We start from the raw sequence: 15,673 nt of genomic DNA, 5'->3' as shown, positions 1-15,673 counted from the left end.
CGGTGCCGACCAGCGTCAGAAGTGGCTCGACTTCGGCGGCTCGGCCGCGGCGCGGAGGCTGCGTTTGTGGCTGTACAGCGCCAATGCCAGCACCAGGAGCGCGACCCCGATCGCGGACGCGCCGACGATGGTCACCCACTTCGTCCACGACACGCCGGACTGGTCGGAGTACTCGACCGTGGCGTTGAACTCGGTGACGGTGCCGGGCTTCGGTTTCCAGCTGACGGTGCCGTTGTCGTTGACGCCGTTGGTGCGCTTGACGGTGCCCGGCAGCGTCACCTTGATCTGCACGTCCGCGCGGTCCTTCGGCACTTCGCTCAGGTCGACCGACCCCGCCATCGTCACCAGGTTGCCCGCGCGGCGGAAGCTCACCCGGTACTGCTTGCCGACGGTGATGGCGTCGCTGAGCAAGGTCACCTCGGGGAAGGTCAGGCTCTGCAGCGAGATCGTCTGCCCGACGTAGCCGTCTGCGGTGTAGACCTGGGTGCGGACCTTGCCGCGCAGCTCGGGCGGGATGGTCAGGGCCGGGCCGCTGTCGTCCTGCTTGATGGCGACCGTGGCGACGACGAGCTGGCCGGAGACCGTGTCGTTGTCCGAAACCACGAGCGCGGCTTGCACCCGCACGCAGCCCGACAGGGTCAGCAGTGCGAGCGAACTCAGTGCGAGGAACGCCGCCCACCTGCGGAAACGGTGGATCGGCTTGCGGGTGGCCTGGTGCACCGGGCCATCCTGCCGGCTGCGTGCGGGTTTGCTCGCGTCCGGCGGCAATTCGCTTGCCGCGTCTGGGTGGAGGTTGGGTAGCGTGCTGTGTATGGCGTCCTCCCAGCACGGCGGCGTGCACAAGATCAGCGATTCCTACGTCGACGATCTCGCCGCGGCGGATCCGCTGCTCGCGACCTATCTCGGCGTGCCGGGGCATGATCGGCGGCTGCCCGACTACTCACCCGATGGAGTGGCCGAACGCGGGGTGCTCGCCGCCGACGCGCTGGCCGCCGTCGAGCGCGCCGAACCGGCGGACGTCTCGGAGGCCAACGCGAAGGCGGTGTTCGTCGAGCGCGTCGGCCTGCAGACCGAGCTGTACGACGCGGGCGTCTACCTCTCCCAGCTCAATGTGATCACCAGCCCCCCGCAGGACCTGCGGCAGGTGTTCGACCTGATGCCCACCGACACCCCCGACGACTGGGCGGCCATCGCCGCCCGCATGGCCGCCGTCCCGGACTGCCTCACCGGCTACCAGGAGTCGCTGCGCACCGCAGCCGCCCGCGGCGACGTCGCCGCCCTGCGGCAGGTCACCAAGGTCGCCGAGCAGTGCCGCACCTGGGCGGGCGTCGACGGCGGCTCGTCGTTCTTCACCACCCTCGCCGATTCCGCCACCGCCGACGGAGCCCTCCGCGCCGACCTCGACGCGGGCGCCCGCGCCGCCGCCGAGGCGTACGCGGACCTGGCGAGGTTCCTCACCGACGAACTGGCCGCCCAGGCGCCCGAGGAAGACGCGGTCGGCGAGGCCCGCTACCGGCTCTGGTCGCGGGAGTTCACCGGCGCCCGCCTGGACCTGCACGAGGCGTACGAGTGGGGCTGGGCCGAGTTCTCCCGCCTGGAAGCCGAGATGAAACAGGTCGCGAACCGCATCTCGCCCGGGGCCACCATCGCCGAGGCCGCGGCGGTGCTGGACAACGACCCGCGCTACCGCATCCAGGGCAAGAAGGCGCTTGAGGAGTGGATGCAGCGCCTGTCCGACCAGGCCCTCACCGACCTGCGCGGCGTCCACTTCGAGATCCCCGACCCCCTGATGCGCCTGGAATGCAAGATCGCCCCACCCGGCGGCGGCGTCGGCGCCTACTACACCGGCCCCACCGACGACTGGAGCAGGCCCGGCCGGATGTGGTGGTCCGTCCCCGCCGACCGCGAAGACTTCTCCACCTGGCGCGAGGTGAGCACGGTCTACCACGAGGGCGTCCCCGGCCATCACCTGCAGATCGCCACGGCGGTCCTGCAGGCCGCGAGCCTCAACAAGTTCCAACGCCTCCTGGCCTGGGTCCCCGCCTACGGCGAAGGCTGGGCCCTCTACGCCGAACGCCTCATGCGCGAGTTCGGCTACCTCTCCGATGACGGAAACCTCCTGGGTATGCTCGACGCCCACCTCTTCCGCGCCGCCCGCGTGATCATCGACATCGGGATGCACCTCAAGCTGGAAATCCCCCGGGGCCACGGCTTCCACGAAGGCGAACACTGGACCCCCGACCTCGGCCTGGAGTTCCTCCTCACCCGCACCATCACCGACCCAGCCCACGTCCACGACGAGATCGACCGCTACCTGGGCTGGCCAGGCCAGGCCCCCACCTACAAACTGGGCGAACGCCTGTGGCTCGCGGCCCGCGAAGACGTCCGACTCCGCCAGGGCGCCGCTTTCGACCTCAAAACCTTCCACCAGCAGGCCCTGGAAATGGGCGCCATGGGCCTGGACACCCTGCGGGAGCGCCTGGCGGCTTTCTGATTGCCGAAATCGGCAGTCGCGGTTTCTGGCGCGCTGCTACGACAGGGGAAGGTCGCGGCCCAAGACGCCGAACGGGCGGGGATCACCGGCGAAGCGGTAATCGCGCAGGACGTCGGTGAAACCGAGTCGCCGGTAAAGGCGCCACGCGCGGGACGGGCCTTCCGGCGTCGACAGCAGGACCCGCGTGTTGTCCGCGCCCGCGAGCAACCGCCGCACCAGTTCTTCGCCGATGCCCTGGCCCTGGGTGTCGGGGCGGACGTGGAGTTCGGTCAGCTCGAAGTAGTCCGCCATCCACGAGTCGGCCACCGCGGGGCCGCTGTGCTCGGTCACCCCGCGCCGCACCTGCTCGTGCCACCACTGGCCGGGGGCGCCCTGGTAGCCGTAGGCGACGCCCGCCATCCGGTCTTCCTCGTCGAAGGCGATCACGCAGCGCCAGCCGGTGCGCAGCATGTGGGCGAGCCACATGGGGGCGCGCTGCTCCGCGGTGCCCTTGGGGTAGCGCATCGCGGTGACGTAGAGGGACAGGGCTTCGCGCAGCCGGATCCGCAACTCGTCGGCCGTCGGCTCGGCGAAGCGGGCGACCTGGGGTGAGGGAGCGGCGGTCACGAGGAGGGATCATCCTCCTCGCCGGACACATCCGCAGCCACGCCCCCGGTCAGCGTCACCAGATCGGCGTAGGTCGTGGGGAACACCGACTTCGGGTGCCCGGCCGCGGCCCAGACCACCTCGTAGTGGCGCAGGTGCCGGTCGACCAGGGTGCGCAGCGGCGCGGGATGGCCGACGGGGCCGACGCCGCCGATGGCGTGGCCGGTGTGCCTGCGCACGAACGCCGGGTCGGCGCGGCGCACCTCGTCCGCGCCGACGAGTTCGGCCAGCCGCCGGGTGTCGGCGCGGTGCGCGCCGGAGGTGAGCGCGAGCAGGGGGTGGTCGTCGGCGCCGTGGCGGGCGGCGAAGACCAGGCTGTTGGCGATCGCGCCCACCGCGACGCCGAGCGCCTCGGCGGCCAGGGCGGCGGTGCGCACGTTGTCGTCGAGGATGCGGATGCCGTCGGCGGACGCGTGCAGCCCGGCCGCGCGCAGAGCGGCCGCCGTGTAGGCCACGGCGGGGTGTTCGAGTGTGCTCACCAGGCCACCTCACAAGGCCGGTGGCCTCGGGTGCCTACGCACTGTGTTGATCGTTCGCTCGCTAGCTCGCTCACCGCTTTATCCCACCACTGCCCGCGAATTGTCCACAGGCCACCCCCTATCCCGCTTGAACCCCTGCTCACCACGGGTTACGCTGACAGAAGTCGAACACTAGTTCGACAATGCCCGGTGGTGGGGCGGGGGAAGCGCCTCACCACCGGGCGCCGCCGGCTTCCCCACGGCGCGTGCGTCACCTGTGACGTCCCGATCGCGAGGAGGCCCCGATGACCAGCACCCTGGACTTCCCCGTCACCCCCGCCCCACCGGCGTCCGCCGTGTCCCTGCTCAACCAGGCCGAGCAGGGGCTCGCCGCCGCAGCCCGCGAGGCCGACCCGGCCCAGCGGTTCGCCGAGTCCTACCTGTGCGCGTTGCGGGCCGCCGCGGCGCTGCTGGCCCTGCGCGGCCGTCCGCACCGCGGGCGCGCGAAGCCCACGAGCGTGTGGACGCTGATGTCCACGGTGGCGCCCGAGATGCGCGAGTGGGCGGCGTTCTTCGCCTCCTGCTCGGCGACGCGCGCCGCCGTGCAGGCGGGCATCACCAACCGGGTGGGCCCGCGCGCCGCCGACGATCTGTGCAGGCAGACCGGGCAGTTCGTCGATCTGGTCCACCGCGCCGTCCACGGCGCCAGGCGATGACGGCCCTGATCGATCCCGACCGACTGCTCGACGTGCTGGAAACCGAGGGGATGCTGCTTGCCGAGTCCGCGGAGAACGCCGACCACGGTCGTCCGGTCCCCGGCTGCCCCGGGTTGACGCTGGGGGAGACGGTGCGCCATGTGGGCAGCGTCTACCGGATGGTCGTGTCCTGGATTCGGGACGGAGATCGCCCGACCAGGTGGCAGCGTCAACCGGTCGGCGGTGAGTCCGTGGAGGACTACCTGCGCGACGGTCTCCGCTCGCTGCTCGGCGAGCTGGCGGCGCACGGTCCCGACGAGCCGTGCGCCACCTGGCATCCGCTGGAGCAGCGCTACGGCTTCTGGCGCCGCCGCATGGCCCACGAGAGCACGGTGCACCGGGTCGACGTCCAAGCCGCGGTGGCCGGGTTCATCGTCCCCGTGCCCGAGGACGTCGCGGTCGACGGCGTGGACGAGGTGCTGACCGCGTGGTTCACCCACCGGCTCGCCACCCTGGGTGTCTCGGGGACCCGTGACGCGACGGTGGCCGTGCGCACCGCGGGCCGCGCCTGGCTCGCGGAGGCGACCACGGAGCGCACCTCCGCCGAGCAGGTGTCCGAGGCCGCCGCGGCCGACGCCGTGGTCGGCGGGCAGCCGCAGGAGCTGTACCTGTGGCTGTGGGGGCGCAGAGCGGTGTTCGACGCGGCCGTCACCCGTTCGGGCGATCTGGACGCGCTGGCCCAACTCTGGGCGCTGTTGCGCCTGGCGACCCGGTGAGCCGACGGCGCACCCGGCCCGTCCGTCCCGTGTGGACGGTCCGGGTCGGGTGCGCGGTGGTGGGTTCGCGCACGCGCGGGAAGGTGGAGAGGCTGACCGCGGGCAAACAGGACTACGGTGTCTGGTATGCCCACCCGGCTGGCGAGCCTCGTGATCGACGCAAGCGACCCGGCGACCTCCGCCCAGTTCTGGTACATCATGCTGGGCGGCACGGCCACGCCGGAAAGAGACGGCAGCCACCGCCTCGTGGCCCCTGACGTGGGCGGATGCGGTATCGACCTGGTGTTCGTCCCCGCCGTCGGACGCAAGACGGGCAAGAACCGCATCCACATCGATCTCGCCACGGAGAGCCCGCACGAGTACCAGGTGCTCACCTCCCTGGCGGTTGACGTCGGCGCCCGCGAGGTCAACGTCGGTCAAGGCCCCGGCGTTCCCTGGACGGTTTTCCGCGACCCCGAGGGCAACGAGTTCTGCATCCTCGAACCCGGCGACCTCTACAACCACACCGGCCCGCTGGCCGCGCTGGTGGTCGACTCCGCCGACCCGCCCGCCATGGCCGAGTTCTGGACCGCGGCCACCGGTTGGCCCCGCCTGCACGCCGACGAGAACGCCGCCGCCCTCCGCTCGACGGAGACCAGCGGCCCCTGGATCGAGTTCTTGCGCGTCCCCGAGCCCAAACGCGGCGTGAACCGTCTCCGCTTCGACATCGCCCCCGACCCGGACGACGCCGACAGCCCCGTCACCCGCCTCCTGGACCTCGGCGCGGCCCGGCCGCACTCCTTCCCGGCGACCGGTTCTGGCACGGTCCTGCTGGACCCCGAGGGAAACGAGTTCCGCGTTCTTCCCGCCCGCGTCCGCACCTGACCGTCTCCCACAGGCGCCCGTTCAGCGATTCGTCCGACTTCGACGGCCGGACGACAGGCGTCTCCGGGGCTGCCCCGCCCCGCCCACGTGCGCCTTGGCGTGGGGGGTGTCTTGGAGGGTGCTCAGGAAGGTGGCGGGGAGTGCGGGCGGGCTAGCTGGTGAGGCGCGGAGTCGTTGGGTGGCGGGATTCCTGTTCATGCAGGCGCTCACGGCCGACACAGCAGGCTGGTGGTTGTTGGGTTGGTCGAGAGGCGAAACCGGGCACCTGACTGGCGGGTGGGAGCGTCCGGCGGGGACGCGGTCGACGGAATCGGATTGCGGGTGCGGGAAGCCTGGGTGTGCCGCTTGTCCGCTCCGGCATCGCCTAACGGGAGGTGTTAGCGCTGGTCATCCCCGGCAGTGTTAGTCGGTGACCGCTTGCGTTTCCCCGGGTGTTGGTCGCTGACCGGCTGGATTTCCTCGGTGCCCGGGAAAAGGTGCGGTGGACGCCTTCGCGGCGCTGGCTGGGTGTATTAGCGTCCGGCCATGCCCACCCGCATGGTCAGCGTCGTGATCGATGCCCTCGACCCGCCTGCCCTGGCCCGATTTTGGGCCGATCTCCTCGGCTGGCGGGTCAGCTTCGCCGATGCGGAGGAGGTCGACGTCGCGGCGCCCGCCGAGGATGGGTGGGCCATGGACTTGGTGTTCGTGCCGGTGCCGGAGCCCAAGACAGTCAAGAACCGACTGCACCTGGATTTATCCAGCACCTCGCCCGCTGATCAGGATGCCCTGGTGAACCGCGCCCGCACCCTCGGCGCGACCCCCGTCGACATCGGCCAGGGCGATGTCCCGTGGACGGTGCTGGCCGACCCGGAGGGCAACGAGTTCTGTGTCCTCGAACCCAGGCCGGAGTACGCGGACACCGGTTCCATCGCCGCCATCGTCGTCGCCGCCCACGACCCCGCCGCCCTGGCGACGTTCTGGGCCGCCGCCACCGACTGGCTCATCGTCCGCGACGACCTGTCCCTCGCGTCGCTGCGGTCCATGGACGGCCACGGCCCCTGGCTGGAGTTCCTCCGCCTGGACGACGAGAAGACCGTCAAGAATCGCGTTTACCTCGACATCGCCACCCACCTGGGCGAGGACCAGGCCGCCGAGGTCGCCCGCCTGCGCGCGCTCGGCGCCGTCCCCCGGGACATCGGCCAAGGCGACGTCCCGTGGGTAGTCCTCGCCGACCCGGAGGGCAACGAGTTCTGCGTCCTCACCTCCCGCTGACACACCGAACCAGCCGGTCGAGTCGCTTGGCTCGCCAAGGCGACCCCCAGCCTTCCCTTCCCGCGCGGGCGACTTCACGGCCGTACGGCCCAGCGAGGCCAGGTACGGCAGCCTTCGCCGACCAGTGTCCATAGTGGAGTGATCAGGCTCGTAGTCGTAGTCCTTTCGGTGTGGCACGGAATCCGGCGTCGCGAAGAACCTCGGCGAGGGTCGAGGTCAGGGCTACCTCGCCATCGGCCTTCTGCACGGACAAGCCGCCCAGCCTGCCGTCACGCACGGCTCGCGAAAGTGCCTCGGCGGCCGACCGGAGCACCTTGTCGTCGTCGGTGAACGACAACAGGGTCCGCCCACCCCGCTCGACGTACAGCGCGGGCACGCCGTCGACCAGGACCGCCAGAGCGCCCGCCTTCCGCCCGGGGCGGTGCTTTCCCACGCCCACGGGCTCCGGCCAGTCCAGCGCCGCGCCGTACGGTTGGGCCGGGTCGGCAGCGGCGAGCACCACAGCCTCCGATAAGTCCACAGTAGACATATCGGCACCGTCCGAACGGGACAGCGCCCGCATCCGGTCGACGGCTCCCCGTGCGGCGAACTGGGACGCGCCGAGCCCTTCGACCACATACCCTCGGATGATCTGCCCGGACTCCTCCATGGCCCGCAGCACCTTGTAGATCCCGCTGAACCCGCCGGCCACCCGCTCGGTGTCCAGCGCGTCCCGGGTCAGGACCCCGTGCCGCTCCAGGAAAGCCTCCGCTCGGGCGTGTGCCCGCCGGGTCGGGTCCTCCTCGCGCGGCACGACCAGCGACCACCGCCCGCCCACGGTCGGCGGCCCGGTGCGGCTCGGCATGGCGGGTCTGGCCGTCCGCAGCCGGGCGTAGCGACCGCGTGGCGCCGTCCGCCGGGGCTTGTGCGCGGCCCCCTTCCCGGACACCAGGGCCCGCAGCGGCGCGATCGTGTCGTTGGTGACCAGCCCGCCCCACACCAGATCCCACAGCGCCGCGATCACATCCGGGTCGCTGGGCGCCTCGGCCCCGCCGTCGAGCAGCACCGCGCCCGCTCGGTCGGCCACCTGCCGGAAGAACAGCGCCCCACCGTCCAAAGCGGACAGCACGGCGCCGTGCGGCGGTGTGTCCGGCACGGCTTCCTCGACATCGGGCAGCAGCAGATCCGCCACGTCCGACGGCGCCAGCGCGACCCACCCGTCACCGCCCGCCAGCGCCCCGGTGCCGCACCAGGTCACCTCGCCCGCCGCGGTCAGCTCGTCGAGCAGCGCGGGCGAGTATCCCGGCAACCGCGACGGCAGCACCAACGACTCCAGCGCGCTCGCGGGCAGCGGCGCACCCGCCAGCTGCTCCACCACCGACAGCACGTCGTCGGCCGTCGGCGCTGTCCGCATCCGCCGCCCGATCCCGTGCCAGGTCGGGAGAAAACGCCCCAGCGCGGCGGGCTCGACCGGCTCGACCTCGGCCCGCAGCCGCGCCAGCGAGGTCCGCCGCAGCCGCCGCAGCACTTCGGCGTCGCAGTACTCGGTGTGCGTGCCGCCCGGCCGCAACTCGCCGCGCACCAGCCTGCCAGTGCCTGCCAGCCGTTCGAGCACGCCCGTCACCACCGACACGCCCAACCCGAACCGCTCCGCCGCCTCGACCGCGGGGAACGGCCCATGGGTGCGGGCGTACCGCGCCAAGAGGTCGCCCACTGGGTCAGCTACCGGCTCGGTAAACGCCTCGGGCACCCCTACGGGCAGCGCCGTGCCCAGTGCGTCGCGCACTCGCCCCGCGTCTTCGATCGCGATGTACCGCTCGTCGCCCGCAATCCGCACCCGCAGCGCCCGCCGCGCGGACTCCAACTCCGCCAGCCACTCCGGCCGGACTCCACGCGCCGCGGCTTCCTCGACGGACAGGTCGCCCAGGAAGCGCAACAGGTCGGCGGCGTCCTCGGCGTGCCGGGCGTGCCGCTGCGGATCAAGCCGTTGCAGCGACCGCTCCACCTCGTCGAGCACGTCGGTGTCGAGCAACTCGCGGATCGCTTCCGACCCCAGCAGTTCGGCCAGCAGCGCGCTGTCCAGCGACAGCGCCGCCGCCCGCCGCTCAGCGAGCGGAACGTCCACCCCGTAAAGGAACATCCCGACGTAGCCGAACAGCAGGCTCCGCGCGAACGGCGACGCTGACGGCGTCTCCACCTCGACCATCCGCACCCGCCGCGCCCGCACGTCCGACATCAGCTCACGCAGCCCCGCCACGTCGTAGACGTCCTGCAGGCACTCCCGCATCGCTTCCAGCACAACCGGGAACCGCTCGTACTTCGCCGCCACCGACAGCAGTTGCGCCGACCGCTGTCGCTGCTGCCACAGCGGAGTCCGCCGCCGGGGATCGCGTCGGGGCAGCAGCAGCGACCGCGCCGCGCACTCGCGGAAGCGGGACGCGAACAGCGCCGACCCGCCCACCTCCGCGACGATGACCTGCTCCACCTCGTCCGGATCGAGCAGCACGTCCTCGACTCCGGCCACGACTTCCTGCCCCGCGTCGTCGACCGCGTCCGGCAGTCGGACCACGATCCCGTCGTCGGAGTGCGCGATCTGCGCGTCGACCCCGCGCCGCTCCCGCAGCCGGGCCCCGATCGCCAGCGCCCACGGCGCGTTCACCTGCGCGCCGAAAGGCGAGTGCACCACCAGCCGCCAGTCGCCCAACTCGTCGCGGAACCGCTCCACCACGATCGTGCGGTCGTCGGGCACGTGCCGGGTCGCTTCGCGCTGCTCGGCCAGGTAGGCCAGCAGATTGTCGCTCGCCCACTGGTCCAACCCGGCCCGCGCCGTCCGCTCGCCCGCGGCCACGGCGTCCGCGCTGGACAGTTCGCGCAGGAATCTGCCCAGTGCCCGGCCGAGTTCGAGCGGGCGCCCCGGCGCGTCGCCCTTCCAGAACGGCATCCGCGCGGGCTGGCCCGGCGCGGGCGTGACGATCACCCGGTCGTGGGTGATGTCCTGCACGCGCCAGGACGACGTGCCGAGCAGGAACGTGTCGCCCACCCGCGACTCGTAGACCATTTCCTCGTCCAACTCGCCGACCCGTGACCCCGACCCGCGTTCGTCGGGTGGTGTCATCACGGTGAACAGTCCTCGGTCGGGAATCGTGCCGCCCGACGTGACCGCCAGCCGCTGCGCTCCCGGCCGACCGCGGAGTTCGCCACTTACCCGATCCCAGGTAATCCGCGGCCGCAGTTCGCCGAACTCCTCGCTCGGATACCGCCCGGCGAGCATGTCCAGCACCGAGTGCAGCGCGGAGTCCGGCAGCGACGCGTACGGGGCCGCCCGCCGCACCACCGTCGCCAACTCCTCGACCGTCCACGGTTCCAACGCCACCATCGCGACGATGTGCTGGGCCAACACGTCCAGCGGGTTGCGCGGATACCGCACCGCCTCGATCGCGCCCTGGGCCATCCGCTCGGCGACCACCGCGCAGGAGACGAGGTCGCCGCGGAACTTCGGGAACATCACCCCGCGTGAGACCGCGCCGACCTGGTGCCCGGCCCGGCCGACGCGCTGCAGCCCGGCGGCCACCGTCGGCGGGGCCTCGATCTGCACCACCAGGTCGACCGCGCCCATGTCGATGCCCAATTCCAACGAGGAAGTGGCCACCACGCACGGCAGCCGACCGGACTTCAGGTCTTCCTCGACCAGTGTTCGCTGCTCGCGCGACATGGACCCGTGGTGCGCCCGCGCCACCACCGGCTCAGCCCCGGCGGCCAGCCCGGACTGCCCGATCGCCTCGGCGGGAAAGCGCGCCAGGACCTGCGCTTCCTCGCTCGCCAACTCGTTGAGCCGCGAGGTCATCCGCTCGGCCAGCCGCCGCGAGTTGGCGAACACGATCGTGGACCGGTGCTCGCGCACCAGGTCCAGCACGCGCCGCTCCACCATCGGCCAGATCGACGGACGCAGCGGCGCCTCCGGCGAATCCGGGTCGATCGGCTCGGCCGGGGCCTCGGTCAGGCTCGCCATGTCCTCGACCGGGACCTCGACGCGCACCTCCACCGTCTTGCCGATCTTCGGCTGCACCAGGGTCACCGGTCGCCCGCCGCCGAGGAACGCGCTCACCTCCGCCACCGGCCGCACGGTCGCGGAGAGCCCGATACGTTGCGCAGGCCGCTCCAGCACCGCGTCCAACCGCTCCAGCGACAGCGCCAAGTGCGACCCGCGCTTCACCGCCGCCACCGCGTGCACTTCGTCCACGATCACCGTCTCGACACCGCGCAGCGACTCGCGGGCCGCCGAAGTCAGCAGCAGGAACAACGACTCCGGGGTGGTGACCAGGACGTCCGGCGGTGTCCGGGCGAACGAGCGCCGCTCGTCGGCCGGGGTGTCGCCGGTGCGCATGCCCACCGTGATGCTCGGCTCGGGCAGGTCGAGCCGGTGGGCGGCTTGCCGGATGCCTGCCAGCGGGGCCCGCAGGTTGCGCTGGACGTCCACCGCGAGCGCCTTGAGCGGTGAGACATACAGCACACGGCAGCGCCGCTTCGGATCGGCTGGCACGCCCTCTTTGGCCAGACGGTCAAGCGCCCAGAGGAACGCCGCGAGCGTCTTGCCCGAGCCGGTCGGCGCGACCACGAGGGCGTGCTCGCCCGCCGCCGCGGCCCGCCACGCGCCTGCCTGGGCGCTGGTGGGCTCGGCGAACGCCCCGGCGAACCATTGCCTGGTAGCCGGGGTGAACAGGTCGAGCACGTCGGTGGACATGCAGCCATGGTGACCCACTCCACCGACATTCGCCGGAAGTTGTCCACAGGCCAAAGTTATCCACAGGCGGCGGCGGTTTGGGTGGACGAGTGGCGTCCGTGTCCGTTTGACTACGAAAGGTTGCCGATGACGAGTGAGGGGAGGCGGCCGGATGAGTCTGTGGGAGTTCATCGCGCAGCGCTGGGATCGGCTGTTGCCCGAAGCGGCCCTGCACGCGAGCGCGGTGATCCAGTGCACGGCCATCGCCGCGGTGGCGGGTGTGGCGCTGGGGGTCGCGGTCTATCGGAGCCCGACCGGGTCGGCCTTGGCGACGGCGCTGACCAGCGCCATCCTGACCGTCCCGTCGTTCGCTCTGCTGGGCTTGCTGATTCCCGTGCTCGGGCTGGGCGTGCCGCCGACTGTGGTCGCGCTGGTGCTCTACGCGCTGCTTCCGATCGTGCGCAACACGATCGTCGGCCTCGCCGGGGTCGACCCCGCGATCACCGACGCGGCGCGGGGAATCGGGATGAACCGGCTGCGCGTGCTGACCAGAGTGGAGCTTCGGCTGGCCTGGCCCGCGATCCTGGCGGGCATCCGGGTCAGCACGCAGCTGCTGATGGGCATCGCGGCCATCGCGGCGTACGCGAAGGGACCGGGCCTGGGCACGGAGATCTTCTCCGGCTTGGCGCGCGCGGGCAGCGCCAACGCGACCAACCAGGCGCTCGCGGGGACGATCGGCATCGTGGTGCTCGCGCTCGTCGTCGACGGCCTCTATGTCCTCGTCGCCCGACTCACCGTCTCAAGGGGAATCCGTGACTGAGCACACTGGAGTCGAGATCCGGCTCGACCACGTCACCAAGCGCTACCCGGGCCAGGAAGCCCCGGCGGTGGACGACGTCAGCATGACCCTTCCGGCCGGTCGGATCACGGTCTTCGTCGGACCGTCCGGGTGCGGCAAGACGACGACCATGAAGATGATCAACCGGTTGATCGAGCCGACTTCCGGGACCATCACCATGGGCGGCGAGGACGTGCTCTCGATGGACCCGGACAAGCTGCGCAGGCGCATCGGATACGCGATCCAGCAAGCCGGTTTGTTCCCGCACCTGACCGTCGCGCAGAACATCGGCGTCGTGCCCGGCCTGCTCGGCTGGGACAAGAGCCGCGTCGCTGACCGCGTCCGGGAGATGCTGGACCTCGTCGGACTCGACGACGACTTCGCTGGCCGCTTTCCGCGCAGTCTTTCCGGCGGGCAGCAGCAGCGGGTCGGGGTGGCGCGCGCCCTCGCAGCCGACCCGCCGGTGCTGCTGATGGACGAGCCCTTCGGCGCGGTCGACCCGATCACCCGGGGCAACCTCCAGGACGAGTTGCTCAACCTGCAGTCCGAACTGGGCAAGACGATCGTGTTCGTCACCCACGATTTCGACGAGGCCGTCAAACTCGGCGACCGGATCGCCGTGCTCGGGCCGCGCTCGCGGGTGTTGCAGTACGACACACCCGAGGCGATCCTGGCCAATCCCGCGGACGACACCGTGGCGGGCTTCGTCGGCGCGGGCGCCTCGCTCAAGCAGCTCACCCTGTTGCGGGTGCGCGATGTCGAGGTCGATCGGGACAGCGCGGTCACCGCGAGCGCGGTCGATTCGGTCGCCGACCTTCGCACTCGGATGACGGGTCGGGGCGCCCAGTGGGCGTTGGTGCTCGACCGGCGCAACCGGCCGTCGCGGTGGGTGCACGCGCGCGATCTCGCCGCGGCCACGTCTCTTGCCGCTGTCGGCAAACCGGTAGGCGACTCGGTGTCCCTGAAGAGCACTTTGCAGGACGCGTTGGAGGCGATCCTGACCGAGGGCGGAAACGCGGTGGTCACCGGTTCGCGCGGCGAATACCTCGGCACGATCGGCCTGGAGACCGTCACCGCGGTGATCGCTCGGTTGCGGGACGAGCACGCGGAGGTCGAGTCGTGACCGCCGCGGTGCGGGCCAAGGCGAGCCGGGCGGACCGGCTGCGCCTGGTCGGGCAACCGGTCGCCGTGCTGCTGCTCGTCGGCGGCGTGCTGCTGTGGGCGGCCACCCGCGATCTCGACTCCATCGAGAAGGTCAACCTGGCGCCACCGAAGATCGTCCGCGACACCTGGGACCACCTGGTGATCTCGGTCGTGGTGACCGCGCTCGTGGTCGTGGTGGCCGTGCCGCTCGGCATCGCGGTCACGCGGCGGTGGGCGCGGTGGGCGGCGCCGATCGTGCTCGGCGTGGCCACGGTCGGGCAAGCCGCACCCTCGGTGGGCGTTCTGGTGTTGTTCTTCCTGTGGACGGAGTGGGAAGGACTGTGGGCGGCGGTGCTGCCGATCGCGCTGTACTCGCTGCTTCCCGTGCTGCGCAACACCGTCGTCGGTATCCGCGGTGTCGATCCGGCCCTCGTCGAGGCGGGCCGGGGCATCGGGATGTCGGCGGGAGCGGTGCTGCGGCGGATCGAGTTGCCGCTCGCCGTGCCGCTCATCCTGGCGGGCCTGCGGACATCGCTGGTGCTCGCGGTCGGGACCGCCACGCTGGCCGCGTTCGTCAACGGCGGCGGGCTCGGCCTGCTGATCGACACCGGCTACAAGCTCAACCGGTCCACCGTCCTGATCACCGGCGCGGTCCTCGCGGTGGGCCTGGCCCTGCTGGTCGACTGGCTCGGCGCGCTCGCCGAACGCAGCCTCGGACCGAAGGGGCTGCGATGAACGGCCTGCGAACCCGGCTCGCCGCCCTGGCCGCGGTGTGCGGTCTGCTCGCGGGGTGCGGGCTGGACAGCAACATCACGCTGCCGCTGAACGTCCTGCCCGGATCGCTCCCGGCTCCGCCCGACCTGGCCGGTGTGCGGATCGTGGTGGGCTCCAAGGACTTCACCGAGCAGATCGTCTTGGGGCACATCACCGAGTTCGCCCTCGCGGCGGCGGGGGCGGACGTGGTCGACCTGACCAACATCCAGGGCTCCAACAGCGCCCGCCAAGCGCTGCTCACCGGCGACATCGACGTGCAGTGGGAGTACACCGGCACGGCCTGGGTCAGCTACCTCGGCCAGACCGAGCCGATTCCCGACGAGCGCCTGCAATTCGAGGCCGTCCGCGAACTCGACCGCGCCAACGGCCTGGAGTGGCTTGATTTCGCCCCGCTGAACAACACCTATGCGTTCGGGATGCGCCGGGAAGTCGCCGAGCGACTGGGCATCACCACGATCTCGCAGCTTGCCGAAGCCGTCACCCGGGACCCGGCCCTGGGAGTGTTCTGTGTGGAGACCGAGTTCGTCAGCCGTGACGACGGTTTCCCGGGAGTGCAGCAGGCGTACGGGTTCCGGGCCGCGCCTGCCAACATGAAGATCTTCGGCGCGGGAGCGATCTACCAGGCGCTGGCGAACGGGGCGTGCACCTTCGGTGAGATCACGTCCACGGACGGTCGCACGCTCGCGCTCGACCTCACCGTGCTGGTGGACGACCGCAAGTTTTTCCCGCAGTACAACGCGGCTCCGGTAGTGCGCACCGATTTCCTCGCCGCGCACCCCGGTGTGCGCGACGTGCTCGCGCCGCTCGCCGAGCGGTTAGACAACGGCACCATGCAGCGGCTGAGCGCCCAAGTGGACGTTTACGGCGCCGACCCGGTCGAGGTCGCGCGGGACTGGCTTGTCCGGGAGGGATTCATCCGGCTGCCCTGAGCTGCGGCGAGCGCGGCGCCCGCGAAATCGGCACGGCGGGGTGACCTCGGCCATGCGCGGATCTGGGAGACCGGGCCCACCGCGCGTGCCGCTCATGGGAACAT

General features: G+C 71.5%; 13 protein-coding genes. 9 read left to right on the top strand and 4 right to left on the bottom strand.

What is annotated here, in order from left to right; translation table 11 throughout:
- Positions 1 to 15: 15 nt before the first annotated feature.
- A complete protein-coding gene (locus BLS56_RS06725; protein WP_175482701.1) occupies positions 16 to 720 on the bottom strand; it encodes an LppM family (lipo)protein in 705 nt (234 codons plus the stop codon).
- A 91-nt stretch (positions 721 to 811) separates the two neighbouring features.
- Here BLS56_RS06725 and BLS56_RS06720 point away from each other — a divergent pair, with 91 nt between their 5' ends.
- Positions 812 to 2,494 (top strand): DUF885 domain-containing protein, encoded by a 1,683-nt coding sequence (locus BLS56_RS06720; RefSeq protein ID WP_091449050.1) that lies wholly within the window; start codon positions 812 to 814, stop codon positions 2,492 to 2,494.
- 36 nt (positions 2,495 to 2,530) lie between these two features.
- On the opposite strand, the gene BLS56_RS06715 is transcribed toward BLS56_RS06720, so the two are convergent.
- Both BLS56_RS06715 and BLS56_RS06710 read right to left on the bottom strand, forming a co-directional pair.
- Complete coding sequence (locus BLS56_RS06715) at positions 2,531 to 3,100, bottom strand: GNAT family N-acetyltransferase (RefSeq protein WP_091449049.1); 570 nt, start codon at positions 3,098 to 3,100, stop codon at positions 2,531 to 2,533.
- Complete coding sequence (locus tag BLS56_RS06710) at positions 3,097 to 3,618, bottom strand: YbaK/EbsC family protein (protein ID WP_091449048.1); 522 nt, start codon at positions 3,616 to 3,618, stop codon at positions 3,097 to 3,099. Before BLS56_RS06710 ends, BLS56_RS06715 begins: the two co-directional genes overlap by 4 nt.
- A gap of 284 nt (positions 3,619 to 3,902) precedes the next feature.
- On the opposite strand from BLS56_RS06710, the gene BLS56_RS06705 reads away from it, so the two are divergent.
- From BLS56_RS06705 to BLS56_RS06690, 4 genes are all read left to right on the top strand, one after another.
- Complete coding sequence (locus tag BLS56_RS06705) at positions 3,903 to 4,313, top strand: SAV_6107 family HEPN domain-containing protein (protein ID WP_091449047.1); 411 nt, start codon at positions 3,903 to 3,905, stop codon at positions 4,311 to 4,313.
- Positions 4,310 to 5,068, top strand: coding sequence for a maleylpyruvate isomerase N-terminal domain-containing protein (locus tag BLS56_RS06700; protein WP_091449046.1), 759 nt, complete (start codon positions 4,310 to 4,312; stop codon positions 5,066 to 5,068). Before BLS56_RS06705 ends, BLS56_RS06700 begins: the two co-directional genes overlap by 4 nt.
- Before the next feature lie 126 nt (positions 5,069 to 5,194).
- Positions 5,195 to 5,932 (top strand): VOC family protein, encoded by a 738-nt coding sequence (locus BLS56_RS06695; RefSeq protein WP_091449045.1) that lies wholly within the window; start codon positions 5,195 to 5,197, stop codon positions 5,930 to 5,932.
- A 525-nt stretch (positions 5,933 to 6,457) separates the two neighbouring features.
- On the top strand, positions 6,458 to 7,186 hold the full coding sequence (locus tag BLS56_RS06690) for a VOC family protein (RefSeq protein WP_091449044.1): 729 nt from the start codon (positions 6,458 to 6,460) through the stop codon (positions 7,184 to 7,186).
- Between the two features lie 142 nt (positions 7,187 to 7,328).
- Here BLS56_RS06690 and BLS56_RS06685 read toward each other — a convergent pair whose 3' ends face one another.
- Entirely contained in the window at positions 7,329 to 11,906 is a 4,578-nt protein-coding gene (locus tag BLS56_RS06685) for an ATP-dependent helicase (protein ID WP_091449043.1), read from the bottom strand.
- A gap of 151 nt (positions 11,907 to 12,057) precedes the next feature.
- Between BLS56_RS06685 and BLS56_RS06680 the strand changes: the two genes are divergently transcribed.
- Genes BLS56_RS06680 through BLS56_RS06665 form a run of 4 tightly spaced genes read left to right on the top strand, consistent with a single transcriptional unit; the run spans position 12,058 to position 15,569 of the window.
- A complete protein-coding gene (locus tag BLS56_RS06680) occupies positions 12,058 to 12,705 on the top strand; it encodes an ABC transporter permease (protein WP_091449042.1) in 648 nt (215 codons plus the stop codon).
- Complete coding sequence (locus BLS56_RS06675) at positions 12,659 to 13,846, top strand: ABC transporter ATP-binding protein (protein WP_091449041.1); 1,188 nt, start codon at positions 12,659 to 12,661, stop codon at positions 13,844 to 13,846. Before BLS56_RS06680 ends, BLS56_RS06675 begins: the two co-directional genes overlap by 47 nt.
- A complete protein-coding gene (locus BLS56_RS06670) occupies positions 13,843 to 14,601 on the top strand; it encodes an ABC transporter permease (RefSeq protein WP_091449040.1) in 759 nt (252 codons plus the stop codon). Before BLS56_RS06675 ends, BLS56_RS06670 begins: the two co-directional genes overlap by 4 nt.
- Positions 14,598 to 15,569: a glycine betaine ABC transporter substrate-binding protein gene (locus BLS56_RS06665; protein WP_091449039.1), complete on the top strand. Its 972-nt coding sequence runs from the start codon at positions 14,598 to 14,600 to the stop codon at positions 15,567 to 15,569. The genes BLS56_RS06670 and BLS56_RS06665 overlap by 4 nt, the downstream gene beginning before the upstream one ends.
- Positions 15,570 to 15,673: the final 104 nt, after the last annotated feature.

The sequence above is a fragment of the Actinokineospora iranica genome (genome assembly GCF_900101685.1).
GTDB lineage: Bacteria > Actinomycetota > Actinomycetes > Mycobacteriales > Pseudonocardiaceae > Actinokineospora > Actinokineospora iranica.
This window is presented reverse-complemented; position numbering and strand designations above follow the sequence as displayed.